This is a genomic window from Sphingobium sp. 22B (assembly GCF_001580035.1).
Classification (GTDB): domain Bacteria; phylum Pseudomonadota; class Alphaproteobacteria; order Sphingomonadales; family Sphingomonadaceae; genus Sphingobium; species Sphingobium fuliginis.
The window spans coordinates 40584-67349 of the sequence record NZ_LTAB01000011.1 but is presented as its reverse complement, the minus strand read 5'-3'; the positions used below and the strand labels follow the sequence as shown (position 1 = coordinate 67349).

16 protein-coding genes are annotated in these 26766 nt (G+C 66.0%); 8 read left to right on the top strand and 8 right to left on the bottom strand.

Annotation, left to right across the window (positions count from 1 at the left end; all coding sequences use genetic code 11):
* Positions 1 to 19: 19 nt before the first annotated feature.
* Positions 20 to 1684, bottom strand: coding sequence for a carboxylesterase/lipase family protein (locus A0J57_RS11910; RefSeq protein ID WP_061935917.1), 1665 nt, complete (start codon positions 1682 to 1684; stop codon positions 20 to 22).
* A 252-nt stretch (positions 1685 to 1936) separates the two neighbouring features.
* Here A0J57_RS11910 and A0J57_RS11905 point away from each other — a divergent pair, with 252 nt between their 5' ends.
* On the top strand, positions 1937 to 2980 hold the full coding sequence (locus A0J57_RS11905) for a LacI family DNA-binding transcriptional regulator (protein WP_061935914.1): 1044 nt from the start codon (positions 1937 to 1939) through the stop codon (positions 2978 to 2980).
* On the opposite strand, the gene A0J57_RS11900 is transcribed toward A0J57_RS11905, so the two are convergent.
* Positions 2944 to 4575 (bottom strand): glycoside hydrolase family 43 protein, encoded by a 1632-nt coding sequence (locus tag A0J57_RS11900; RefSeq protein WP_061935911.1) that lies wholly within the window; start codon positions 4573 to 4575, stop codon positions 2944 to 2946. The genes A0J57_RS11905 and A0J57_RS11900 overlap by 37 nt on opposite strands.
* Positions 4572 to 5816, bottom strand: coding sequence for an MFS transporter (locus A0J57_RS11895; RefSeq protein ID WP_061936185.1), 1245 nt, complete (start codon positions 5814 to 5816; stop codon positions 4572 to 4574). The genes A0J57_RS11900 and A0J57_RS11895 overlap by 4 nt, the downstream gene beginning before the upstream one ends.
* 338 nt (positions 5817 to 6154) lie before the next feature.
* Between A0J57_RS11895 and A0J57_RS11890 the strand changes: the two genes are divergently transcribed.
* Positions 6155 to 9052, top strand: a complete 2898-nt coding sequence (locus tag A0J57_RS11890; RefSeq protein ID WP_235600854.1) for a TonB-dependent siderophore receptor — start codon at positions 6155 to 6157, stop codon at positions 9050 to 9052.
* A gap of 307 nt (positions 9053 to 9359) precedes the next feature.
* A complete protein-coding gene (locus A0J57_RS11885) occupies positions 9360 to 10709 on the top strand; it encodes a cation:proton antiporter (RefSeq protein ID WP_061935908.1) in 1350 nt (449 codons plus the stop codon).
* Between the two features lie 242 nt (positions 10710 to 10951).
* Here A0J57_RS11885 and A0J57_RS11880 read toward each other — a convergent pair whose 3' ends face one another.
* The 3 genes from A0J57_RS11880 to A0J57_RS11870 form a co-directional block, all read right to left on the bottom strand.
* A complete protein-coding gene (locus A0J57_RS11880) occupies positions 10952 to 11956 on the bottom strand; it encodes an SMP-30/gluconolactonase/LRE family protein (RefSeq protein ID WP_061935906.1) in 1005 nt (334 codons plus the stop codon).
* A complete protein-coding gene (locus tag A0J57_RS11875) occupies positions 11953 to 13008 on the bottom strand; it encodes a Gfo/Idh/MocA family protein (RefSeq protein WP_061936182.1) in 1056 nt (351 codons plus the stop codon). The genes A0J57_RS11880 and A0J57_RS11875 overlap by 4 nt, the downstream gene beginning before the upstream one ends.
* 84 nt (positions 13009 to 13092) lie before the next feature.
* Positions 13093 to 13389 carry a response regulator transcription factor gene (locus A0J57_RS11870; protein WP_025549227.1) on the bottom strand — a complete coding sequence of 99 codons (297 nt, stop codon included), beginning with the start codon at positions 13387 to 13389 and terminating at the stop codon, positions 13093 to 13095.
* A 356-nt stretch (positions 13390 to 13745) separates the two neighbouring features.
* On the opposite strand from A0J57_RS11870, the gene A0J57_RS11865 reads away from it, so the two are divergent.
* Both A0J57_RS11865 and A0J57_RS11860 read left to right on the top strand, forming a co-directional pair.
* Positions 13746 to 15092, top strand: a complete 1347-nt coding sequence (locus A0J57_RS11865) for a gluconate:H+ symporter (protein ID WP_061935903.1) — start codon at positions 13746 to 13748, stop codon at positions 15090 to 15092.
* Positions 15093 to 15135: 43 nt separating this feature from the next.
* On the top strand, positions 15136 to 15813 hold the full coding sequence (locus tag A0J57_RS11860; RefSeq protein WP_044661134.1) for a FadR/GntR family transcriptional regulator: 678 nt from the start codon (positions 15136 to 15138) through the stop codon (positions 15811 to 15813).
* Positions 15814 to 15819: 6 nt separating this feature from the next.
* On the opposite strand, the gene A0J57_RS11855 is transcribed toward A0J57_RS11860, so the two are convergent.
* On the bottom strand, positions 15820 to 16350 hold the full coding sequence (locus tag A0J57_RS11855) for a gluconokinase (RefSeq protein ID WP_061935900.1): 531 nt from the start codon (positions 16348 to 16350) through the stop codon (positions 15820 to 15822).
* A 172-nt stretch (positions 16351 to 16522) separates the two neighbouring features.
* On the opposite strand from A0J57_RS11855, the gene A0J57_RS11850 reads away from it, so the two are divergent.
* From A0J57_RS11850 to A0J57_RS11840, 3 genes are all read left to right on the top strand, one after another.
* On the top strand, positions 16523 to 19567 hold the full coding sequence (locus A0J57_RS11850) for a glycosyl hydrolase family 28-related protein (protein WP_061935897.1): 3045 nt from the start codon (positions 16523 to 16525) through the stop codon (positions 19565 to 19567).
* Between the two features lie 137 nt (positions 19568 to 19704).
* Positions 19705 to 22674 (top strand): TonB-dependent siderophore receptor, encoded by a 2970-nt coding sequence (locus A0J57_RS11845; protein WP_061935894.1) that lies wholly within the window; start codon positions 19705 to 19707, stop codon positions 22672 to 22674.
* 69 nt (positions 22675 to 22743) lie between these two features.
* The gene (locus tag A0J57_RS11840; protein ID WP_061936179.1) at positions 22744 to 25794 is read left to right on the top strand and encodes a glycosyl hydrolase family 28-related protein; all 3051 of its coding nucleotides are present in this window, start codon (positions 22744 to 22746) and stop codon (positions 25792 to 25794) included.
* Here A0J57_RS11840 and A0J57_RS11835 read toward each other — a convergent pair.
* Complete coding sequence (locus tag A0J57_RS11835; RefSeq protein WP_061935891.1) at positions 25742 to 26707, bottom strand: AraC family transcriptional regulator; 966 nt, start codon at positions 26705 to 26707, stop codon at positions 25742 to 25744. The two genes, A0J57_RS11840 and A0J57_RS11835, sit on opposite strands and share 53 nt — an antisense overlap.
* Positions 26708 to 26766: the final 59 nt, after the last annotated feature.

Sequence of the window (26766 nt, the reverse complement as noted above, 5' to 3'; positions counted from 1 at the left end):
TGGACAGTCCTTTTGATGTTCAGCTCAGGATGATACGGCGCGCCGCGCCCTGCGGATCGTCGACCATGCGGCATTGATTGTCGAAGACCATGGTCGCGCACCGCGTCGCGTCGGTCGGCGTCCAGTTCAGCCCCGGCTGGCTGGGATTGCCGGTGCGGGCGAAATTGGCCCAGGCCGTCGCCATGGTGCGGGCCAGCTTCCGCGCTTCGGGCGTATTGCCGGTGCCCTGATCGCACAGCGCTGTATTGTCGAACACGAAGGCAAGGTCGGCGGTGTGCCATGCGCCAGCGACTCCGTCCAGCTGGGGCGACTGCCACTGGAAGAGATATTGGTACATCGGCGCGGCGCCCGGCTGCTTGTCGCGCAGGCCAACCATGGTCTGGATGCGATTGCGGTAGCCCAGGGAGTCCACGCCGTAGGAGAGGGTGCGGATCGCCTTTTCGGGGTGGTCCCGCTTCATCTGGGCGATAAGCGCGTCCGCCTTCCGTGCGCCATAGCGTTGGCTGAGTTCGGCGCGCCATTCCGCCTCGCCGGGATTCTGGCCGAACCGCATTCCCTCTTCGCTGGTGTTGCCGATCAGCATCGGCACGTCGCGGGAAACATCGGGCGCCACGTCGAAGAAGGACCGCACCGTGATGACCCGGCCGTCCATTGTCGGATTCCAGCCCACGCGTGGGGTGGTGGAGGGGCCGCCCACCCCGCGCGGGCCGTTGACCTGCTCGGCCACCTTGTTGCCCGCGGCGAAAAGCGTCGCCCAGTCCATCCTTTGCAGCGCGCCGATGTCCCGCGCGCCGATACCCAGTTCCTTGACGACCCGGCGCGAGAAATCGCGCGATTGCTCCAGCGTCGGAATATTGCCGCCGCCGCCCGATTGCGCCGCCGCGCGATGGATGAGACCCTTGCCCGACGGCATGCCCATCAGCGTCGTCACCTTGGATGCGCCGCCCGACTGGCCATAGATCATGATCCGGTCGGGATTGCCGCCGAAGGCCGCGATATTTTCCTGCACCCAGCGTAGCGCCGCGATGCAGTCGGTCATGCTGACATTGACCGATTCCTCATAGGGCGCGCCGCCCACCTCGGTCAGGTCCAGAAAGCCCAGCACGTTGAGGCGGTGGTTGATCGACACCTGCACCACATCATGATGCCGCGCCATCTGCGCGCCGTCGTGAGAGGCGAGTTCGTAGGAGGAGCCGAAGGCGAAGCCGCCGCCGTGGAAATAGATCATGACGGGGCGATTGCCCGACAGCGAGGGCGTCCAGATGTTGAGCTTCAGCATGTCCTCGCCAAGGAAGCCGTCGGTCCATTGCTGGAGGAAGGTATGTTCCTTCGCGCGGAAGCTGTGCAGCGTCTGCGGGCAGTTCGCCCCATAGGCGAGCGCGGGATAGGGATCGGCCCAGGGCTTGGGGGGCCTGGCGGGAAGCCAGCGGTTCTCTCCCCCCGTATCGTCGCCATAGGGTATGCCCTTGAAGGTGAAGACGTCTCCGGCGACATAACCGCGCACCGGGCCATAGCGCGTCCTCGCAATGGCGCTGCGCGGCGTGGTGCAGGTTCCCGCACCGCCCGAAATGGCGGTCGAGCGCGGAGCGGCCGCTGCTTCGCCACCCAGCAGCGCCGCCGCGCTGCCCAGGGACGACGCCAACAGCGCCTGACGTCGATCGAAAAGCATGGCCCGCTCGGTCATCCAGCATCCCCTTGTCGATTATGAGGCCGGTGTCCTGCTGATCGACCGGCGCTAAAATCCTATACGATCCAGAGGGCTGGTCAATAACTCACACAAATATTTTATGCGCCGTCGCCCGCCGGGGGATGACCCGGCGAACGCCTCTCGCCGGGCTCCAGCATCTCCGCCGATCCATGTCCTCTTTGCCCCTTTGCCGCAGGTGATCCTTGGCTTAGATCACAGTTTTGGGTTTGTCGAAGACATGGGGTGGGCATGGCGAAACCGGAGCGTCCGGCGCGCGGGGCGACGATCGTCGATGTGGCGGCGCGGGCGGGCGTGTCGTCCATGACGGTGTCGCGCGTCATCAATGGGCGCGCAGGCGTGAGCGCTCAGGCGCGCGCGGTGGTGGAGGAGGCGATCAAGGCGTTGGCTTACACGCCGAACGTCGCGGCCCGCAGCCTGGTGACGTCCAGCGAACTGCGCATCGGCGTGATCTATTCCAATCCCAGCGCCGCGTTCATGAGCGAATTTCTGACAGGGGTGTTCGAGGAAGCGTCGGCCTGCAGCGCGCGGCTCGTGCTGCTGAAGGGGGAGGGGGGGCGCGCTCCGTCCGCCGCCGCGCTGGAAGACTGGATCGAATCGGGGATCAGCGGCGTGCTGCTCGCTCCGCCGCTGGGCGAAGCGCCGGATGTGCTTCGCGTCCTGCGGGCCAGGGGCTGCGTCATGGCGGCGGTGGGCGCATATCAATCCCCCGATACGATTTGCGTGCGGATCGACGATCGGGCCGCGGCCTATCAAATGACCGGGTTGCTGCTGGACATGGGGCATCGCCGACTGGGGTTCATCCTTGGCAATCCCGATCAGGCGGCAAGCGCCGAACGCATGGCTGGCTTCTACGCCGCCGTCCGGGAACGGGGCGGGGTGGAGGTGCAGGTCGCGCAGGGCGATTTCACCTATATGTCCGGCCTCGCCGCTGCCGAGCAGTTGCTGGGCGCGGCCAGTCCGCCCACGGCGATCTTCGCGAGCAATGACGACATGGCGGCGGCCGTCGTGTCCGTGGCGCACCGGCGCCATCTGGACGTTCCGGCGGAACTGACCGTCGTGGGGTTTGACGATACCACAGCCGCCCAGACGCTGTGGCCGCCGCTGACGACCGTGCACCAGCCGGTGCGGGATCTGGCGGCGGAGGCCCTTAACCTGCTGGTGGCTCAGATCGCGGCGGGCGCCCGCCGTTCCCGCGTTCCCCGCGAGAGGATTCTGGAGCATCGGATCGTGCAGCGTCAGTCCACCGGAGCGCCGAACTCTTCCTCCACATAGACGAAGCTGGCGAAATCCGCCGGATGGGCCTGGCCCGACAAGTCCTGGCAGGCCATGCCGATGAAGGCGCCGGTGAAGTTGGGCAGGCCGGGGTGGGTGACTTCGTCCGACAGGATGCTTGCGTCGTGGACATCCGGAAGGATATGCCAGTCCTCCCCATCGGCCCGCCAGGCGAAGCGCAGCCGGTCGCCATCCACGGCGGCGCGCAGATCGATCGCGCCGTCGGGCAGCCGGTCGGCGACGATGTCGAATCTGTTGCCCTCCGGATTTTCGGGCGAAGCGGAGAGGATCTGGAGCTGCCGCCGGCCTTCCTCGGCGCTGACGCACAGATAATAGAATTTGGTGCTGTTATAATAATAGATAAGGCCCGCCGCCTGCTGGAAGCTGCGGGGCTCGAAGGAGAGCGAGGTCGTCGCGGTGAAGCGGAAGGCGGTCTGCCGCCGCGCCACCAGCGCCTGCTCGAACAGGCTGCCGACCGTTTCACGCCCGTAAAGACGCAGGAAGCCGGGCCGGGCCGTCAGGCTGAACAGCCGTTCCGGGGCGGGGCTGCGCAGCCATTGCAGGTCCCGCGGCAGTTGGGGAAGGTCGAAGCGCCCGTCCCAGCGTTCGATGTCCCATGGGGCGGGCGGCAGGTCCGGCGCAGGCGGCGTCCTGTCGGGCCGCGCGTCCCCGTTGACGGTGCGCAGCCAGCCATCCTCGCCCCACAGCATCGGTTGTATCGCGGTTTCGCGGCCCATGATGCAGCGTTCGCGCCCCGGCAGCGGACGGCCGCACAGATAGGCCAGCCAGGTGCTGCCATCCGCCAGTTCCACCAGATCGCCGTGGCCGGCGCGGGCGATGGGCACGTCCTTGCGGCCCGCGCTGGTCAATATGGCTCCATCCGGATGCACTTCATAGGGGCCGAGCAGGTCGGGCGCGCGCGCCATGACGACGGCATGATCCCAGCCCGTGCCCCCTTCGGCGACCAGCAGATGATAGAAGCCGCCACGCTTGTAGAGATGCGGCCCTTCGGTAAAGCCGCGCTCCGTGCCCCTGAAGATCAGCGTCGGTTCGCCGACCAGCTTCAGCGTCGCGCGGTCCAGTTCCTGCGCCTGTATGCCGGCGAACCGGCCATGGCCGGGCCGGTGGTCCCACAGCATGTTGAGCATCCAGCTGCGCCCGTCATCGTCATGGAATAGCGCCGGGTCGAAACCGCTGCTGTTGAGGTGCACCGCGTCCGACCATATGCCGTCGACCGTTTCGCAGGTGACGACATAATTGGGGAAGTCGCGCAACGACATGCCCTTCGCCCCCTGGACGGTAGTGGCGCCGTAACGCTTGACGTCCGTGAAGACCAGCCAGAAGCGGCCGTCCGCATGGCTGAGGTCCGGGGCCCACACGCCGCAGCCGTCGGGATCGCCACGCATGTCGAGCTGCCCCGCGCGGTCGAGCGGGCGGGCGACGAGCCGCCAGTTCACCAGGTCGCGGCTGTGGTGGATCTGCACGCCCGGATACCATTCGAAGGTGGATGTCGCGATGTAGAAATCGTCGCCCACGCGCACGATCGACGGATCAGGATTGAAGCCCCGCAAAATGGGGTTGGAAATGTTTGTCATCGAGGCTTGCGCACCAGCGTCCACAAAATGGCGGCGCCGACCAGGTCGAGCACGCCGAGCAGGATGAAAAAGGGCTCATAGCCGACCCGGTCGACCATCTGCCCAAGGGAAAGGGAAAAGACCAGCACCCCCAGATTCCCGGCCAGGCCCGCCATGCCGGCGGCGGTCGCCACCTCATTCCTGGCGAACAGGTCGGACGCCATGGTGATGACCGTCACCGACAGGGTCTGATGGGCGAAGCCGCCAAGGCAGAGCAGGGCGATCGCCGCATAGGGATTGGTGGCAAAGCCGACAAAGGCCATGCCGGTCATCAACAGGGCGCCAAGCGTGAAGGCCCAGCGCCGCGCATCGACAAGGTCGATCCCCCTGCGCTGGAGGAAGGCGACGACGGCCGGGCCGAACAGGCATCCAAGGTCGGCGGCCAGGAAGGGCAGCCAGGCGAACAGCGCGATTTGCCCAAGATCGAAGCCGCGCACGCGCGCGAGGTAGAGGGGCATCCAGAAGGACAGCATGCCCCAGACCGGATCGGCCAGCAGGCGGGGAAGCGCTATGCCCCAAAGGTCGCGCCGCCGCGCAAGGGCGAGCACAGCGGGTTTTTCGGCGCGAGCGGCCAGGCGCTGTTCCTGGTTGTTCAGGATATGGTCGCGCTCCGCCTGACTCAGCCGCCGGTGCCTCATCGGGCTGTTGTAATGGAGGAACCAGAGGACCGACCAGATGAGGCCTATGCCCCCCGCCACGACGAAGGCCAGCCGCCAGCTATGCACCATGACGGCCCAGGCGACGAGCGGCGGGGCGAAGACCGCGCCGAAGGAAGCGCCGATATTGTAGATGCCGCCGGCGATGCCGCGTTCCCTGGAGGGGAACCATTCCGCCACCAGCTTCTGGCCGGCGGGCTGGGCCGATCCTTCCGCCAGGCCGAGCAGCCCGCGCAGCGCGGCGAATCCGAACCAGCCATTCACAAGGCCATGCGCCATGGTGACCAGCGACCAGACCGCGACGCATATGGCGAAGCCAATGCGCAGCCCTACGCTGTCGAGGAAATAGCCGGCCGCCGGCTGGAGCATCACGCCCAGTTGGAAGGCGCCGGTTATCCAGCCATATTCGACGTTGCTGATCTTCTGTTCGGCAAGGATCACGGGCGCGGCAACGCCCAGCACGGAACGCGACAGATAATTGATGACCATCGCGCCCACAAACAGGCCGATGATCGTCCAGCGGAACTTGCCGACCAGCGTCAACATGGCGGCCTGCTCCAGCGCGAGCCGCGAAATCGCCTGGGCTTTCGGGCGATGGGAGCCGGGCCGCCGTCCTCCACGGACTTGGCATGGCGGCGGCATTTGTGGTTCGAAAGCAACATCCCCTCCCGATAATCTTGTATGAGTATTGACAATAATCCTCCTCCAATCAATAGGCATTGTTAGCGCTAACTAAAAATCAGTCGATTCCTTGTTATCGTTGACGGTGAAGGCGCGCGGCCGGGGCGACAGCCCCGCATTCAGATGCAAAGCATCATTTTATTGGGGAGAGCAGGATGTCGGATTTCCAGTTTCAACGCCGTTTGATGCGCGCGGGTTGCGCCATGGCAAGCATGGTCGCGCTCGGCATCGGCCTTGTCCATGCGCCTGCTTTCGCACAGGCGGCGAGCCAGGCTTCGGCGCCCCAGAATGGGGAAGAGCGCGCCAGCACTTCGGACATCGTGGTCACCGGATCGCGCATCAAGGCCAGCGGCTATACCGCGCCGACGCCCACGACCGTGATCGATGAAACGTCGATCCAGGCCAATGCGCAGCCCAACATCTTCACCACCATTGCCCAGTTGCCGTCGCTTCAGGGCTCAAGCGGCACCACGGTCAACACCTTCAGCACCTCAAGCGGCCAGCAGGGCCTCAGTTCCTTCTCGCTGCGCGGCGTGGGCGCGATCCGTACCCTGACGCTGATCGATGGCCAGCGGGTTGTCGGCGCGAACGTGACCGGCGTTCCCGACGTCAGCCTGTTCCCGCAATTGCTGATCCAGCGCGTCGACGTGGTGAATGGCGGTGCGTCGGCCTCCTACGGATCGGACGCCGTGGGCGGCGTCGTCAACTTCATCACCGACACCCGCTTCAAGGGGCTGAAGGGCAATATCCAGGGCGGCATCAGCAAATATGACGACAATGAACAGGTGCTCGTCCAGCTTGCGGCCGGCACCAGCTTCCTGGACGATCGCGCGCATCTGGTCGTCAGCGGCGAATATGCCAATGAAGACGGCGTGGGCGGCGGCGACTGGGGCATCGGCCTGGCCGGCGGCCGCGACTGGTTCAAGCAGACCAGCCTGATCGACCGTGGCGTCATCAATGACGGATCGCCGCGCTATGTGCTGCGCGATTATGCGCAGGCCTATAACTACACAAAATATGGCCTCATCACCTCCGGCCCGCTGCAGGGCACGGCGTTCGACCAGAACGGCAACCCGTTCCAGTTCAACTATGGATCGAACGGCGTCCCCGCGCGTGACGGCACGACCAATGTGCGCGGCTGCTTTCCCGGCTTCTGCCTTGGCGGAGACCTGTCGGGCAATGTCGATGCGGGCCGTTCGCTCCAGTCGTCCATCGAACGCATCAACACTTATGCACGCCTCGGCTTCGACTTTGCCGACAATGACGAACTCTACTTCACCTTCAACTTCGGCCAGGTGAAGACGCAGAACCAGCCTGTGGGCGGCATGAACAAGCCGGGCCTGACGATCCAGTGCGCCAATCCGTTCGTGCCGGCGTCGATCAAGGCGGCCTGCGCGACGGCGGGCATCACCAGCTTCGGCTATGGCACCAGCAACGCCGCGCTGGGCAACACGCAGGTCAACACCGACCGCCGCCAGTATCGCGCGGTGATCGGCGCCAAGGGTCAGTTCGACTTCCTGGGCACCGAATGGTCGTACGACAATTATTATGAGCGCGGCACGAACTATACCGACATCGATGTGTCGAACATCCTGCTCACCAACCGCTTCAACGACGCGATCAACGCAACCACGCTGAACGGCGCGGTGGTGTGCGCCAGCGCCGCGGCGCGGGCGAACGGATGCCAGCCGCTCAACATCTTCGGCGGCAACCCGTCGGCGGCTGCGCTCGCCTATATCATGCCGGAGAACGGACCCCGCCAGCGGACCCGCCAGACGCAGGACGTGGTCAGCATCAACATCTCCGGTTCGCCGGTGGAACTGTGGGCCGGGCCGCTGTCGATCGCCTTCGGCGGCGAATATCGCCACGAATTCTATCGCGTGAAGGCCGATCCCTATGGCGTCGGCACCAATTTCCAGCCGAGCGAACCCGATTATCCGTTCGATCCCACGCTGCTGCCCGGCGGCAACAACTGGTACGCCGGCAATTACAAGAGCGGCGGCGGCGCCTATGGCGTGAAGGAAGCCTTTTTCGAGGCCGATCTGCCGGTCCTCAACAGCGACGCGCTCGGTCGCGCCAACATCAACGGCGCGGTGCGCGTGACCGACTACAGCACGTCCGGCACCATCTGGGCATGGAAGGTCGGCGGCACATGGAACCTCCCGATCGAAGGATTCCGCCTGCGCGGCGTAACGTCCAAGGACGTCCGCGCGCCCAACCTGTCGGAACTGTTCGCCGCCCCGGTCACCACGACATTGCCCAATTTCTTCGACCCGTTCCGGGGCGTCAATGTGCTCGCGATCCAGAACAGCATCGGCAACCCGAACCTGCGTCCGGAAACGGCGCGCAACACGACGGCGGGCATCGCCTTTTCCGGCGCGTCCTGGCTGCCGGGCCTCAGCGTTTCGTTCGATTATTACAAGATCAAGATCAAGGACGTCATCTCCAGCCTGGGCGCGGGCGACATCGTCAACCTTTGCTTCCAGAATGTCCGTCCCGAAACCTGCAGCGCGTTCAACCTGAACAACCAGCAGGGGCCGAACTTCATCAATGTGCAGGCGTTCAACCTGGCGTCGATCGATACCAGCGGGTTCGACATAGAGGCGAGCTACCAGTGGCGGCAGCCTCTGGGCCTGCCGGGCACCCTGACCCTGCGCGGCCTTGCGACGCATGTCAGCAAGTTCGTGACGGACTCCGGCCTGATCGGCACGATCCCGGTCGACAGCGCGGGCGTCAATACCGGCAACACGCCCGACTGGAAGTTCCTGGCGATCCAGAGCTACGAGAATGAGAAATTCTCGTTCATGATCCAGGAGCGCTGGTTCAGCGACGGCGTGCTGGGCCACCAATATGTGGTTTGCCAGCCGGGCACCTGCCCTGCGTCCACCAACAATCATCCGACCATCGACCAGAATTTCATGCCCGGCGCCTTCTACATGGACATTGGCGGCACCTATAATGTCACGCCGCAGGTGACCGCCTATTTCAAGGTCGACAACCTGTTCGATCGCGATCCGGCCAAGTCGCCATTCTTCGTCAATCCTGCGCTCTACGATGTCGTCGGGCGCATGTATCGGGCAGGCGTTCGTTTCCGTTTCTAGGACATGGTGCGGGAAATCGGGGAACCGGTCTTCCGCTCATGACCAGGTCAACGTCTGAATGAAGACCATGCTGTCGGGGTCGAAGCGACACCGGCAGCATGGCGATGAACTGGGGAGAGGTTTGCGTCCAGAGCTTTGCCTGGGCCAGGGCAGCGGCGGTTTTCCCCTTCCCCCGCCTTGCCCCATGCCTCTCCTCCCTCTTCTTCCGCGGCATCGGGCCGCTTGCGCCGGGCCGTCAAGCGCGCAATCCCTTTCTTCCACCGGGATTATGTGGTAGCGCTCCCAAGATAAGAGGCGAGAGGGTGGGATGGCTGGGGATATTTTTCCGTCGCTGACGAACATATTGGCGCCCCACGGGCCGCCGGTCAGCGCGAAGCTGCTGAGTTTCGCTCCCGGCGACTACAGCATCCATTTCTTCCTGCAACTCGCGCTCATCGTCCTCGCCTGCCGGGGGGTGGGCTGGTTCTGCCGCAAATTCCTGGCGCAGCCCCAGGTGGTCGGGGAAATGATCGCCGGCGTGATCCTGGGGCCCTCGCTGTTCGGCGTCATCGCGCCCGACCTGCAGGCGATGATCTTTCCCAGGGAAACCAACAATGTGCTTTACGCCGGCGCGCAGTTCGGCGTGGCGCTTTACATGTTCCTCGTCGGCCTGACGCTGCGCCTGGATCATTTCCAGTCGAAGGCCCGGAACGCGGCGATGGTGTCGGGCGCGGGGCTGTTCGCGCCTTTCGTCATCGCGATCCTGATCACGCCCTGGCTTGTCACCGTTCCCGGCCTTTTCGCGGAGGGCATAGGTCAGGGCAGCGCGACGCTATTCATGGGCGCATGCATTGCCCTGACCGCCTTTCCGATGCTGGCGCGGATCATCAACGAACGCGGCCTTGCCGACAGCCCGCTCGGAACCCTTTCGCTGACGGCCGGGGCGTTCGACGACGCCGCATCCTGGTGCGTGCTGGCCGTGGTGCTCGCCCTGTTCGGCGGCGGCAGCGGCGTCGCCGTTCTGGCGATCGTCGGCGCCTTCCTCTATGTCGGTTTCCTGCTGCTGTTCGGTCGGCGCCTGCTCGCGCCGCTGGGGCGCGCGGTAGAGGCGCAGGGCGAAATGAGCATGACCGTGCTGGCGATCACGCTGGCGCTGTTCTGTCTGTCCGCCTTCATCATGGACGCGATCGGCATTCACGGCATATTCGGCGGCTTCATCCTGGGCGTATTCATGCCGCGCGGTTTGTTCGTGGAGGAACTGAGGAAGAAGGTCGAACCGCTGGCCGTCGTCATCTTGCTGCCGATGTTCTTCACCTATTCCGGGTTGAACACGCGCCTCGACATGGTGAATTCGCTTTCCTTCCTGCTCATTGCGCTCGGCATATTGGTCGCCTCCATCCTTGCCAAGTTCGGCGCCTGCTATGCGGCGGCGCGCCTGTCGGGCGAGGATAATCGAACCGCGCTGGGAATCGGCGCGCTGATGAACTCGCGCGGACTGATGGAACTCATCATCATCAATATCGGCATTCAGAAGGGCATTATCGAACCCGCCCTGTTCTCGATGCTGGTGCTGATGGCGATCGTCACCACGATGATGGCGGGGCCGCTGTTCGAGATAGTCTATGGAAGGCGCGCGCGGGCGGAGGGGGAATTGGGTCGGCTGGGGGCCGCGGCCTGATCTCCCTGTCGTGAGCCGCCGCTAGAGCCAATCGACATTCAGAAGATGACGAGCCGAAAATGGTGGTTTTCCGTGACCCGGAGCGCAGCCTACTCAAAGTAGGTGAGCACCGGAAGCACGNGATGACGAGCCGAAAATGGTGGTTTTCCGTGACCCGGAGCGCAGCCTACTCAAAGTAGGTGAGCACCGGAAGCACGGAAAAGCGTCATTTGCAGGCCGTCAGAGCTGAATGTCGATTGGCTCTAGACCGGCCGAACCGGCACGACCGCCAGCATATCGGAGGATGTGAGGAAAAGGCGTCGCCCGGCGGCGTCCAGCGCGCAGTTCGCCACCGACTTGCCCGTCCCGACCAGCCCCAGCGCCCTGCCGTCCGGGGCGAGTATGTGGACGCCCCCCGGACCTGTGGCGAAGACATGCCCATTGCGTGAAACCTTGATGCCGTCCGGCAGGCCGGGCAGGCCCTTCTCCTGTTCCGCGCGCATGTCGTGGAACAGGCGCCGACCCGTCGGAAAGCCGCGTTCATCGAGCGAATAGGCCAGAACCTCCGGCTGCTGCTCATCGGACAGCGCAAGATAGAGCGTCCTGCCGTCCGGCGATACCGCAACGCCATTGGGGCGGCGGTGACTGCCGTCCAGCAGCGACAGCGCTCCGTCCGGACCCAGCGCATAGAGGCCGCAATGCTCCAGTTCCCGCAACGCAGACCTATCGCCATCCGTCAGACCATAGGGCGGGTCGGTGAAATAGATCATGCCCGACGGCGCGACGCACAGATCATTGGGGCTGTTGAACCGCTTGCCCTGGAACCGGTCGGCCAAAATGGTCCGGGCGCGCGTGCGCAGGTCGATTCGCACGATGGCGCGCGTGCCGCTGTCCGCGGCGATCAGCGCGCCGGAGGAATCGATCGCCAGACCGTTGAGGCCCGGCTCCCTGATGCCGGGCGGCACGGGGCCTTGCAGGCCGGAAGGCGACAGGAACGGACGCGCCCCATCCTTCGGCCGCCAGCGATACAGGATATTGGACGGCGGATCGTTGAACAGCAGGCAATTGTCCCGCGGCGCCCAGACCGGACCCTCGGCCCATTTATAGCCCCTGGCGAGGACGGTCACGGACGCGGATGGCGCAACGATCCGGTCCAGTTCGGGGTCGAGCCGCCGGATCGCGCCGATGGGGGCGGCCACCGCCGCGCCCAGCCGCGCGCCGACCGGCAGGCTCGCCAGACCGGCCAGGAACATCCGGCGCGACGTCATGCCCTTATGGCGACCTCTCGCCGCTCGGCCGCCGAACGGTAGATCGCTTCGATCACGCGCATGTCGGCAAGGCCTTCCTCGCCCGGCACGATGGGGGTCGTGCCGTTGACGATGCATTCGGCCATATGATCGAGCTGCCCCGCAAACTGGTTCTTGGCCGTGGGCGGGAGCGTGCGCGGGGTCGTGACGCCGTCCTTGCGGATCGACATGCTCTGCCCCTGATAGGGGGTCGCCGGTTCCATGTCGATCCAGCCCTGCGTGCCGATGACGCGATAGCCATTATGGGAGGAACTATAGCTGGAGATGCAGTTGGCGACGATGCCGGATGGAAAGCGCAGCAGGAAGCCGATGCGGTCCTCCACCGTCTTGAAGCGGGGATCGGATTTGTCCGTGGTCTCGACGGCGCTGACTGAAACCGGCTCTTCCCCGGTCAGGTAACGGGCTGCGTTCAGGCTGTAGATGCCGATGTCCATCATCGATCCGCCGCCCGACAACGGCCGGTCGAGCCGCCACTGGTCCGGCCGGGCCGGGAAGCCATGTTCGGCGGTGATGAGGCGGGTGGGGCCGACATGGCCGCCGCGCGCCAGTTCGATGGCAAGCCGGTTATAGGGTTCGAACCGCGAACGATAGCCGATCATCAGCTTCGTCCCCGCCTTGCGGCAGGCGGCGATCATCGCCTCGCACTCCGCGACGGACACGGCCATGGGCTTTTCACACATCACATGCTTGCCCGCCTGCGCCGCGCGGATGCTATATTCGGCATGCATGCTGTTGGGTAGCACCACATAGACGACGTCGATGTCCGGATTGTCCCGGATGCGATCGAAATCGGCATAGCTGTAGCGGTGGGTCGCCGCTATGCCATATTGCGCGCCATATTGGTCCAGCTTGGCCGGCGTGCCGCTGACGAGGGCGACCAGTCTCGCATGCTCGCAACCCGCGAAGTTCGGCATGATCTGGCGCGTGGCGTAGGAACCCAGCCCGACAATGGCATAGCCGATCTTGCGCGCCGGCGCCGCGCCGGCGCGCGTTGCCATGCCGGCCAGAACCATTCCGGCGCCAAGGCCGCCCAGGATTTCACGACGGGAAGTGGTCGCCACGCGAAGCTCCCTTTTTTCTGGAGGATGAATGAGGGGTCAGTCGGCGGCGCGGCCAAGCGCGGGGCGCAGCCAGCCCAGATTGCGCGCGACGATGGCCGCCTGGGTGCGGTTGCGGACGTTCAGCTTCCGCATCAGCGCCGTCATATGAACCTTCACCGTGGCTTCGGCCATGCCCAGTTCATAGGCGATCTGCTTGTTCAGCAGGCCCGAATGAACGCAGCGCAGAACCTTCATCTGGGTGGGGGTGAGCTGGGGCGGTTCGGCCGTCCTGATGCCCTGGGGCCTCTGATCCTGATGACCGAGGCTGTCATGCAGATCCAGCGCGATGTGCATCCTCTCTCTCCCTGTTTTGCCGGGCGCTGTCCTGCCCGGCGCTATTCTACCCGGCCTATTCCGCCAGGCTTGCCGCGGCAGCGCGGTTCGCGCACTGCCATGTCGGATTCGATAACGCTAACATACCGGAATCGGTCAGACAGCTTCAAGCGAAAAATGCGATATACGACCCCATATCTGTGGTTTTGCGCTGAAATCATGGCTATGACCTGTCTAACAGGTTTCAGCAGCGGCTGATCTCCGCATGGCCCGATCACCATATAGAAGAGAGGGGAGAGGATGGCGTTAACATCAGTTATGGCGGCGGTGGCTCCTCATCCGCCGGTCGCCCGCGTCGGCGCAGGAGCAGGCGCCGCATGAGCCCGGCGGACTATCGGCTGATCTTCTCGGCCATTGCCGGCATCGCGCTCTCCATCACGCTCATCATCCGGGGGCGGCTGCATCCGTTCGTGGGCCTGCTCTGCGGCGCCTTCACCGTGGGGCTGCTGGCGGGCCTGCCGATGGAGGAAACCGCAAAGGCGGTGGAGAAGGGCGCGGGCGCCATCCTGGGCGGCACGGGCCTTGTCGTCGCGCTTGGCCTCGGCCTTGGCGCGATGCTCCAACTGTCGGACGGCGCGGGCGGACTCGCGCGCGCTGCGCTGCGCATTTCAGGCATTGGGGGCGCGCCCTGGGCCAGCCTTTTCACCGCCATCGTGATCGGTCTGCCCCTCTTCTTCGAAACGGGGCTGGTGCTGCTGCTGCCGATCGTCGCTTCGGCGGCGGCGGCCTTGCCCAATGGGCAGAACAACGACACGGCCAAGCTCCGCCTGATGCTGCCCGCCCTGTCGGGCCTGTCGGTGGTCCATGCGCTGGTGCCGCCGCACCCCGGCCCGTTGCTGGCGGTGAACGCGCTGGGCGCCAATCTGGGCCTGACGCTGGTCTATGGCCTGATCGTCGGCATCCCCACCGCCATCATCGCCGGCCCGCTGCTGGCCCGCTTCACCGCGCCCGGCGTGAAGCTCAGTCCGCCGCTGCTCGATCCCGTGCGCGTCGATGTCGCGACTCCTTCCGTCGGCCGCGCACTGGCGGCCGTGCTGCTGCCGGTCGTGCTGATCGCGGCGGGGCAGGCGGTCGCGCTGATGCCGCCGGACATGGCGGCGCTGTTCCACTGGCTGAGCTGGATCAGCGATCCGGTCGTCGCGCTGCTCGTGGCGGTGCTTGCCGCATTGCCGCTGCTGTTCGGGCGACGCATCGCCGACCGCAGCATCCAGAACGCCATCTGGACGGAGGCGATGACGCCCGCCGGGGGCATCATCCTGGCCATCGGCGCGGGCGGCGCGCTGAAGCAGGTGCTGGTGACGGCGGGGCTTTCCGACATGCTGGTGCGGCTGGCGCAGGGCGGCGCGATCTCCCCGATCCTGCTCGCCTGGGGCGTGTCCGTCTGCATTCGCCTGGCGACCGGTTCGGCCACGGTGGCGACGATCACCACGGCAGGCGTCATGGAGGGGCTGGTCGCCGCATCCGGCGTGCAACCCGAATGGATGGTCCTTGCCATCGGTGCGGGTTCGCTGTTCTTCTCGCACGTCAACGATCCCGGTTTCTGGCTCGTGAAAAGCTATCTTGGCACCGACATGCCCGGCACTTTCAAGACCTGGTCGATCATGGAGACAGTCGTCGCCGTCGTCGGCCTGCTGCTGGTGCTGGCGGCGAGCAGTATCTTCTAGCAAGGGGAGCAGCCATGACTTCGACAGACAGGCAGGTGCCCCGATGACACAGGCGCGGCTTTCCGACCATGCCTATGCCGGCATTGTAGAGATCATCAAGGCGGAAGGTCTGGAGGTCGGTGAACGCCTGCCCTCCGAATCGCGGCTGGCGGAGATGTTCGGCGTCTCCCGCGCCATCGTGCGGGAAGCTTTGGTGCGGCTGGCGTCGGACGGCATAACGGAGGCGCGGCGGGGCGCCGGCTCCTTCGTCAAGAGCCGCCCGTCGGAACGGCTGACGGCCTTCATGCCGCTCAGCGAACTGCCGACGACGCTCGGCAGCTATGAGGTGCGCTTCGTGCTGGAGGCGGAGGCCGCGCGCCTCGCCGCCACCCGGCGGACGGGGCATGAAATGGCGCATATCGAAGAAGGGCTGGCGCTGTTGAGCCAGGCCCTGCTGTCCAGCGAGCCCGCCCATGCCGAGGATATGGAACTGCACCGCCGCATTGCGGAAGCGACCGGCAATCCGGCCTTCGTCATCACCTTCGATGCGCTATATGGCGATGTAGAGAAGATCATGCGGGCGGGCGTCGACATCTCCCGCTCCCGCCCGCCGGAGGTGATCGCGACCATGTTGCGCGAGCATGAGCTGATCGTCGACGCGATCCGCGCCCAGGACCCGGAGGGCGCCGCGCTCGCGATGCGCTGGCATTTGTGGGAAGGACGCCGCCGCCTGATGCCGTGAAGCCAATCAGCGCAGCCAGTCCAGCGTCAGATCGCGCAGCGCGCCGGGCGGCGTGTCGGTGGTCAGGATCATCGCGCCCTCGTCCGGCTGCGGCCGTTCCAGCGTCGCCAACTGGCTGTCCAGCAGGCTGGCGGGCATATAATGGCCGGGGCGGTTGCAAAGGCGCGCCAGCAACTGGTCCCGGCTGTTTTCCAGCAGGACAAAACGCACAGGCGCGCCGATCGCCGCGCGCAGCCGGTCGCGATAGCTTCTGCGCAGCGCCGAGCAGGCAAGGACCGCCGCGCCGTTCGCCGCTATCGCATCCGCCGCCGCTTGCCCCAGACGGTCGAGCCAGGGCCAGCGATCCTCGTCGGTCAGCGCCCGCCCGCCGCGCATCTTCTCCACCGCATCGGTCGAGTGGAAACTGTCGCCCTCCAGAAAGGGACAGGCCAGCGCTTCGGCCAGCAGGGCGCCCAGCGTCGACTTGCCGCAGCCGCTGACGCCCATGACAATGACGGCGAGCGGCAAGGAGAGGGCAGGATCGGCGGATGATGGCAAAATGGCGTCCCTGGCAGGCGGGCGATGGCGCCCTGATGACGCACCGCCCCGATGTCCCTTCGCTATAGCTTTGCCGGCAGAGGCATGAAAACTACGACCTTTGTCGCAAGTGCCAAGCGCCGGCCCCCGCCTTAGCCATGGGTCGAGGCGACAACTATCTCGGGAGACGGTGATGATCGGACGCGCCATGATGGCGGCTCTGCTGGCGGCGACGGCCCTGGCGGGGGCCGAACAGGCACAGGCGGAGCAGGCATCCTCCGCGGGCCGCTCGGTCTTCCCCCTTGCCCCCGACGAACCCGATGCCGTTACCGTCAGGGCGAAGGGCGACGGCCGCGCGGACGACAGCGCGGCGATCCAGCAGGCGCTCGACAAGGCGCGGGACAGGACCGGCCATGGCATCGTCTTCCTGCCGTCCGGCACCTATCGAATCACGCGCACGCTGGTGATCCCGGCGGGCGTGCGCGTCTATGGCGTGGGGCCGAAGCGCCCCGTGATCCTGCTGGGCGCCAATACGCCCGGGTTCCAGCAGGGCGTGTCGACCATGATCGTCTTCGGCGGCGGCGACCAGTATAATGTCGGCCAGGTGCCCGTGCCGGTGCCGACCGTTGTCCCGCGCGAAAAGGTGGTGCGCGACGCCAATTCAGGCACCTTCTATTCCTCGATGAGCAATGTCGACATAGAGATCGCGCCGGGCAATCCGGCGGCGGCGGGCGTGCGCTTCCGCATGGCGCAGCATGCCTTCCTCAGCCATATGGAATTCCGCCTCGGTACCGCCTTTGCGGGCGTCTATCAGGCGGGCAACGTCATCGAAAATGTCCATTTCCAGGGCGGCCGCTATGGCATCGTGACGGAAAAGACCTCGCCCGCCTGGCAGTTCACCCTGCTCGATTCCACCTTCGACGGCCAGCGCGACGCGGCCATCCGGGAACATGAGGTGGACCTGACGCTGGTCAATGTCGCGATCCGCAACACGCCCGTCGGGATCGAGATCGACCGGGGCTATGGCGACAGCCTGTGGGGCAAGGATGTCCGATTCGAAAATGTGTCGAAGGCGGGCGTCATCATCTCCAATGAGAAGAATGTCTTCACCCAGATCGGCTTCGAAAATGCGCTGGCGGTGAACAGCCCGGTCTTCGCGCGCTTCCGCGACAGCGGGCAGGCGGTGAACGGCAAGGGCAGGGCCTATAGGGTGGCGTCCTTCTCCTACGGCCTCGCCGTGCCCACGCTCGGACGGACGGGCGAGTACAGGACGGAGGCGGAGGTGGAGGCGCTGCCCGCCATGCCCGCGCCCAGGACGCCCGCCATCCGCGACCTTCCGGATATGGCGCAATGGGTCAACGTCCGCACGCTGGGCGCGATGGGCGACGGCAGGGCGGACGACACCGCCGCGATCCAGAAGGCCATCGACAGCCACCGCATCCTCTATTTCCCGACCGGCTTCTACAAGGTCACCGACCGGTTGAAACTGCGCCCGGACAGCGTGCTGATCGGCCTGCACCCGGCGATCACGCAGCTCTATATTCCGGACAACAATCCCGGACATGCCGGCCTCGGCACGGTGCTCCCCATATTGGAAAGCCCCAGGGGCGGCGACAATATCCTGTCCGGCCTCGGCCTCTTCACCGGCCGCGTGAACCCGCGCGCCTCCGCGCTGCTGTGGCGCTCGGGCGAGAACAGCCTGGTGGACGACGTCAAGATCATGGGCGGCGGCGGCACCCCCACCGCAGACGGCACGATGCTCGGCAGCCTGCGGGTCCACACCGGCGATCCCGTCACGGACGACCGGCTGGACGCGCAATATCCCAGCATCTGGGTCACGGACGGGGGCGGCGGCACCTTCGTCGATGTGTGGAGCCCCAACAGCTTCGCGCAGGCGGGCTTCTATGTCACGGACACCCGCACGCCGGGCCATGTCTATGAAATGTCGGTCGAACATCATGCCCGCAATGAATTCGTGCTCGACAATGTGCATAATTGGGAGTTCCTGGCGCCCCAGACCGAACAGGAAGTGGGAGACGGGCCCGACGCCATCTCGCTCGACATCCGCAATTCCAGCAACCTGCTGTTCGCCAATTATCATGGCTATCGGGTCACGCGCACCTATGCGCCGGAGGAAAGCGCGGTGAAGCTCGCCAATTCGGGCGACATCCGCTTCCGCAACGTCCACATCAACGCCGAAAGCGGCTACGCCACCTGCGACGACGAAGGCTGCGGCACCTTCCTGCGGGCGAGCAAATATCCGTTCGACAATGCGATAGAGGATGTGACGCGCAAGCTGTTCGTGCGGGAAAGGGAGTTTGCGAAGCTCGACATCGGACCGGCGGGCAGCACCATCCCCGCCCCGCCGCCCGGCGGCACGAAGGTCGATAAGCTGGAGGACGGCTTCTGGTCGATCTCCGGCGCGGCGGTGGACCCGCAGGGCGCGCTCTATTTCATCGACCGCCGGTTCCAGCGCATCCACCGCTGGAGCGAGGACAAGGGGCTGGAGATCGTGCGCGACCATGCGCTCGACCCGGTGAACCTTGCCATCGACGCATCGGGCCATGTGATGGTGCTGTCCTCCCTGGGGCCGAAGGCGGGCGTCTATTCCTTCGATCCGGCGGGGCCGAAGGATGCGATGACGCTGATCCGGCCGACTCCGGTGCGCAACGGCGGCGGCGCCCGGACATTGCTGCCGGTCAACTGGTGGAACAATGGCGAGTTTCGCGACCAGCTCGACTTCGGGACCTATCGGTTCACCACATTGGCGGAGATGTTCGCACGCGACGTGGGAACGCCCAAGGCGCAGGAATATCTGTCCCCCGACGGCAGCCTGTCGCTGCCCGCCTTCCGCACCTGGCAGCAGGGGCCGGTCGACCATAGCGGCTGGCGCTGGTCCGACAGCCTCAACGCTTATGGTTTCGTGTCGGGCGAGCCGGGCGAGCGCCTGTTCGTCACCAATGCGTCGGAAAATGTCACCTATAGCGGCACGGTGGGCGCGGGCGGCGCGCTGACCGATCTTCGCCGCTTCGCCAATCGCGGCGGGGAAAGCGTGGCCGTGGACGGCCGCGGCCGCGTCTATGTCGCGAACGGGCAGATCTTCGTCTATGGGCCGGACGGCAGGGAAAGCGGCCGGATCGACGTGCCCGATCGTCCGTTGCAGATCCTGTTCGGGGGCCCGGACAGGCGCACGCTGTTCATCCTGACGCACCACGCCCTCTACGCGGCGAAGCCGTAGGAAAACGCCGCCACGGCGCGCCTACGACCTATGTCGTAAGTGCGGCGCGGCGGGCCGGGGGCTAATCTTTGCGGCATCGCCGGGCATGGGCGCAGCCGGCCGGCAACGGGCGGCCAGATATAAAAGGGGAAGGATCAATGAAAGTGACGATCGCAATCCATCGGCATCTGGCCGGCGTCAGCCTCGCGGCGGTGGCGAGCATGGCTCTGGCCGGCGCGGTCCGGGCCCAGGATGCGGCCACGCCCCCGACGGCCGCGCCCCAGGCGCAGACGGAGGATGCGGGCGCGGCGCGCAATGCCGACATCGTCGTCACCGGGTCGCGCATCACGACCAGCGGCTTCAACGCGCCCACGCCAACCACGGTGATCGGTGAGGAGCAGATCGCCAACAATGCGCAGCCCAATATCTTCAACACCGTCGCCCAATTGCCTTCGTTGCAGGGATCGACCGGCGCGTCGACCGGCACCTTCAGCACGTCGAGCGGCCAGCAGGGCCTCAGCTCCTTCTCCCTGCGCGGCCTGGGCCCGATCCGCACCCTGACCCTGCTCGACGGCCAGCGCGTCGTCGGCGCGAACGTCACCGGCGTTCCCGACATCAGCATGTTCCCGCAGCTTCTGGTGAAGCGCGTCGACGTGGTGACGGGGGGCGCGTCGGCCTCCTACGGCTCCGATGCGGTCGGCGGCGTCGTCAACTTCATCACCGACACCCGTTTCGAAGGGTTCAAGGGCAATATCCTTGGCAGCATCACCAAATATGGCGACGATGAAACCGCGCTGGTGCAGGCGGCCTGGGGCAAGTCCTTCCTCGACGATCGCCTGCATGTCGTGCTGAGCGGCGAATATGACCATGAAGGCGGCGTGGGCGCCGGCGACTTCGGCACGGACCTCGCCGGCAGCCGCGACTGGTACCGCGCGACGACGCTGATGAACACCGGCCAGCTCAACAACGGCCTGCCGCAGTTCAACTATCGCGACTATGCACAGCCCTATCAATATGCGCGCTACGGCCTCATCAACAACGGCCCGTTGCAGGGCATCGCCTTCGACCGGAACGGCACGCCCTATAATTTCAACTATGGTTCGGGCGGCCAGCCGCTCGGCAACGGCCAGGTCAGCAACTGCTTCCGCGGCAACAGCTTCTGCCAGGGCGGCGACCTGTCGGGCGCGCCGGGTTCGGGCGCCTCGCTGAAATCGGCGCTGGAGCGCATCAACGGCTACACCCGGATCGGCTACGACTTCGCCGACGACAATGAAGCCTATGTGACGGTCAATGTCGCGCAGGTGAAGACCAGCAACCAGCCCAGCCCCGGCTATAACCGGCCCAGCCTGACCGTCCAGTGCGCCAACCCGTTCCTGCCGCAACTGGTGCGCGACCGCTGCGCCACGGCGGGCATCACGGAATTCAGCTTCGGCAGCAGCAACGGCGCCTTCCCCGATCCCCAGGTGCATACCGACCGCAAGCAATATCGCTTCGTCGGCGGGCTGAAGGGCAAGATCGGCGTCGGCGGAACGGACTGGAACTATGACGCCTATTATGAACATGGCATCACCATTTCCGACATCAGGGTGCGGGACATCGTCCTCCAGAACCGCTATGTCGCCGCGACCAATGCGATCACGCTCAACGGCGCCGTCGTCTGCGCCGATCCGGCGGCGCGGGCGGCGGGTTGCCAGCCGATCAACATCTTCGGCGGCTTCACCCCTTCGGATGCGGCGCTGGCCTATGTCGCGCCGCATGAGAACGGACCGTTCCAGCATACGAAGCTGACGCAGGACGTCGCCAGCCTCAACTTCTCGGGCAATCCGTTCGAACTGTGGGCCGGGCCGGTCTCGGTCGCGTTCGGCGGCGAATATCGCCGCGAATTCTATCGCGTGAACGCCGATCCCTATGGCGCGGGCGTTTCGCCGCTCAGCCCCAACAGCCCCGACTATCCGGCCGATCCGCTGCTCAATTCGACGCTGGGCAGCAACTGGGCGGCCGGCAACTACAAGAACGGGCGCGGCAAATATGAAGTGTGGGAAGGCTATCTCGAAGTCGACCTGCCGCTGATCGACAGCGACGCCATGGGCCGCGCGAACCTCAACGGCGCGGCGCGCGTCACCAACTACAGCACGTCGGGCACGGTCTGGACGTGGAAGGTCGGCGGCACCTGGGACACGCCGCTCGACGGCATCCGCCTGCGCGCCGTGACCTCGCGCGACGTGCGCGCGCCGAACCTGTCGGAACTTTTCGCGGCGCCCACGGTGACGACGCTGCCCAACTTCAACGATCCCTTCCGCAACCAGGCGGTGCAGGTGTTCCAGAACACCATCGGCAACACCAATCTGAAGCCGGAAGTGGCCCGCAACACCGAACTCGGCATCGTGCTGGCGCGGCCGTCATGGCTTCCCGGCCTCAGCCTCTCCTTCGACTATTACAACATCAAGCTCAGCGGCGTGGTCTCCACCCTGTCGGCGGACCAGATCGTCCGCTTCTGCTTCGAGGGCAACCAGGCCTTCTGCGGCGGCTTCCAGCTCGACGGGCCGCAGGGCACCAATTTCGTCAATGTCCAGCCCTTCAACCTCGCCTCCTGGAAGACCAGCGGCTTCGACATAGAGGCAAGCTATCAGTGGCAGCAGCCGCTGGGCCTGCCGGGCAGCTTCACCGTCCGGGCGCTGGGCACGCATATCCGCAAGTTCATCGTCAATGCGGGCATTGCGGGCGTCGACCCGGTCGATCAGGCGGGCGCCAACAACGGCAATACGCCGGACTGGAAATGGCTGGCGGTGCAGACCTACGACAGCGGCCGGTTCAGCTTCACGGTGCAGGAACGCTGGATCAGCGACGGCACCTTCGGCAATCAATATGTCGTCTGCCAGTCGTCCTGCCCGGCCTCGACCACGAACCACCCGACCATCGACTATAACCGGATGAAGGGCGCCTTCTACGTCGACATCGGCGCGACCTTCAAGTTCGGCGAAAACCTGTCGATCTACGGCAAGGTAGACAATCTGTTCGACAAGGACCCGGTCGCGGCGCCGCAGACCAACACCGGCCTGGACATCAACCCGGCGCTCTACGACACGCTGGGCCGCATCTACCGCGCGGGGGTTCGCTTCAACTTCTGATCTGCCACTCTCTCCCCCACCTTGTCCCGGCCTTCACCGGCCGGGACTTCTTGTAACTGGAGTATGTCGATGGTTCGTGGATTGAGCGGGGCCTGCGCGTCGGTGCTGCTGTTGCTGGCGGCGGCTGAACCCGCTCACGCTTCTCCATCCGTCTATACCGTTGCGCCCGACGAGCCGCGCGCCGTCACCGTCAAGGGCGCGGGCGACGGCCGGGCGGACGACAGCGCGGCGATCCAGCGCGCCATCGACGCGGCGGCGGAAAAGGGCGGCGGCGGCATCGTCTTCCTGCCGGCCGGCACCTATCGCATCAGCCGGACGATCTTCCTCTGGCCGGGCGTCCGCATCTTCGGCATCGGGGAAAGGCGCCCGGTCATCCTGCTCGGCCGGAACACGCCGGGCTTCCAGCGCGGCGTCGCCCATATGCTGATGTTCACCGGCAGCAAGCGCCAGACCGACCGGGACACGCCGCCCGCCGCCTTCCCCCCGGCGGGCAGCGTGCCGTTCAACAGGACCATCGCGGACGCCAATCCCGGCACCTTCTATTCTGCGCTCGGCAATATCGACTTCCGCATCATGGACGGCAATCCGGCGGCCACCGCGATCCGCTTCCACTCCGCCCAGCACAGCTTCGTCAGCCATGCCGATTTCGACATCGGCTCGGGCCTCGCCGGCCTCTACCATGTCGCGAATGAAGCGGAAGACCTGCATTTCCGGGGCGGGCGCTACGGCATCATCGCGGAAAAGCCGTCCCCCGCCTGGGGCTTCGCGCTGGTCGACGCGACGTTCGAGGGACAGCGCGACGCCGCCATCCGCGAGCATGAGGCCGGCCTGACGATGGTCAACGTCGCCTTCCGCAACGTGCCGGTCGGGATAGAGATCGACCGGGGCTATGGCGACTGGCTCTGGGGCCAGGACATCCGGTTCGAGAATGTGGCCAAGGCGGGCGTCGTCATCTCGAACGAGAAGAATGTCTATACCCAGATCGGCTTCCAGAATGTGCTGGCGGCCAACACCCCCACCTTCGCGCGTTTCCGCGAAAGCGGCCGCACCGTCGCCGGCAGGGGGCAGAACTACAGGATCGCCTCCTTCACCCACGGCCTGACGCTGCCGGGCGTCGGCCGCATGGGCGAGTACCGGACGGACATGCAGGCGGAAGCCATGGGCGCGCTGCCGGCCCCGTCCGTTCCCGCCATCCGCCCCTTGCCGCCCGTCCCGGAATGGGTGAACGCCCGCACGCTCGGCGCCAAGGGCGACGACAGGACCGACGACACCGCCGCCATCCAGAAGGCGATCGACAGCCACCGCGTCGTCTATCTGCCCGCCGGCTTCTATCATGTCAGCGACACGCTGCGCCTGCGTCCCGATACGGTGCTGCTGGGCCTGCACCCCAGCCTGACGCAGATCGTGCTGCCCGACGGCGCGCCCGGCTGGGCAGGGGTGGGCGCGCCCAGGGCGCTGGTGGAAAGCGCGAAGGGCGGCGATGCGATCGTCGCGGGCCTCGGCCTCAACACCAACGGCGCCAATCCGCGCGCCACGGCGCTCCTGTGGAAGGCCGGCGCCCACTCCATGGTCAACGACGTCAAGTTCCAGGGCGGCCACGGCACCGACCGCTTCGACGGCAGCCGGGTCAATCCCTACAACAACAATGCCACCGGCGATCCCGATTCCGCCCGACGCTGGGCCGGCCAATATGCCAGCCTCTGGGTGACGCAGGGCGGCGGCGGCACCTTCGCCAATATCTGGAGCCCCAGCACCTTCGGCCATCCCGGCATCCTGATCTCCGACACGGAAACGCCCGGCCGCCTCATCCAGGCGTCGGTCGAGCATCATGTCCGCACGGAAATCGGCCTGAACCGCGTCGCCAACTGGGAACTGCTCGCGCCGCAGACGGAGGGTGAAGCGGGAGAGAGCGGCGACGCCGTGGCGCTGGAAATCAGGGACTCGCGCAACATATTGGTCGCCAATTTCCACGGCTATCGCGTCACCCGCACCAGGGAGCCCGCACCCGCCGCCATTACCCTCTATAATTCCCATGACATCCGTTTCCGCAACGTCCATGTGAATGGCGAAAGCGGCCTTGGCACCTGCGACGAAAATGGCTGCGCGACCTTCCTGCGGCTCACCAAATTCCCGTTCGAAAACGCCATTCGCGACGTCACCCATGGGCTGGACGTTCGCGAACGGGAGTTCGCCGTGCTGGACGTCCCCGCCCGGCCGGAGCCGGTGAAGCCCGCCAGCTTCCTGGGCGGCAGGGTGGAGAAACTGGCCGACGGCTTCCATTCGGCGGGCGGCGGCGCGGTGGATGCGCAGGGCCGGCTCTATTTCATCGATCGCCGCTTCCAGCGCATCTGGCGCTGGTCGGACGAAGGCCGGCTGGAGATGGTGCGCGACGCCTCGCTCGATCCGGTCAACCTCAGCATCGACCGTTCCGGCAATCTGCTCGTCCTCTCCTCCTACGGGCGCAACGGCACGGTCTACAGCGTCAGGCCCGGCGCGCCCGACGGCGAGATCAGCGTCATTCCGGCAACGCCCGTCGCGCCCCACGCGGGCAGGGCCACGGTGCTGCCGGTCAACTGGTGGAACAATGGCGAGTTCAGGGACCAGATCGATCCCAGGACCTACGAGTTCACGACGCTTGCCCAGATGTTCGCCCGCGACATGGCGGCGCCCAAGGCGCAGGAATATGTCTCGCCCGACGGCAGCATCGCCCTGCCTGCCTTCCGCACCTTCGCGCAGGGTCCGGCCGACCATCGCGGCCTGCGCTTCTCCGATTCGCTCGACAGCTATGGTTTCATCCAGGGGGAGCCGGGCAGGCGCGTCTTCCTCACCAATGGTTCGGAAAACCGCACCTATAGCGGCCTGGTGGGCGCGGGCGGCGCGATCACCGACCTCAGGCCGTTCGCGGATCGCGGTGGGGAGGGGGTCGCGGTGGACCCGCAGGGCCGGGTCTATGTCGCGAATGGGCAGGTCTTCGTCTATGCGCCCGACGGCAGGGAGGTCGGCCGCATCGACGTGCCGGAACGGCCCTTGCAACTGCTCTTCGGCGGGGAAGGCGGCCGAACCCTCTTCATCCTGTCGCACCACGGCCTCTATGCGGTGAAGCCGGGGCGCGGGGGCTAAGCTCCGGACCGCCGCCACCGTGGAGCCGCGCGAAGCTGCCGGGCGGACAGCCCAGCCGCTTGCGGAACGCGGTGCTGAAGGCGCTGGCGGAATCATAGCCGATTTCCTCCGCGATCCGGCCCAGGGACCTGTCGCCCCGCAGCAAGGCGTGTTTGGCGATCGCCATGCGCCAGCGCGCAAGATATTCGATCGGGCCGCAACCCAGCGCCTCACCGAAGCGCGCGGCGAAGGCCGAACGCGACATGCCCGCCACGCTTGCAAGCTGCGCGACGGTCCAGGGCGCGCGCACATCCTCATGCATGGCCCGCAGCGCGCGGGCCAGCGCGGGATCGCGCATCGCGCCCAGCAGGCCCCGATGGTCCGCTTCCCCACCGCCCGGCCGCCAGCGAAGCGCCTCCACCAGCAGCATCTCCAGCAGGCGCCGGGTGATCAGTTCCTTGCCCGGATGGCTGGACAGGCATTCGTCGGCCAGCATGTCGATCAACTGGCCGAAGCGCGTGGCGCGGCCCTGCGCTGCCGGGATATGGATCAGATCGGGAAGCAATGACAGCAGAAGGGGGGCGTTGGCCCGCTCGAACGCGAAGCTGCCGCCCAATGCGATGAAGTCCGGATCGCCTGGCTGATCCCCGTGCCGCACCGCTTCGCCGCGGGGTTCCACCCAGGTGCAGGGAAGACCCGCTTCGCTGCTCAAGGAAAAGGGCGGGGTGGTCGGCATCAGCAGGAAGTCGCCCTGCGCCAGCCGAAGCGGTGCGCTCCCTTCGAAGGCGACCCAGGCTTCCCCCGCAAGGATGATCGTGAAGCCGGGCGCGTCATGCGCGCGATAGCGCACGCCCCACCGCCCGCGCCCCGTGATCGGCTTGGCGATGGCGGCGCTGGGTCCAAGCAAGGCGATGATGTCGCTAAGGGGATCCATGTTATGGACGATCCGTAATCATATATGGATCATTGATTATAGATCGTCCGAAACGGTCC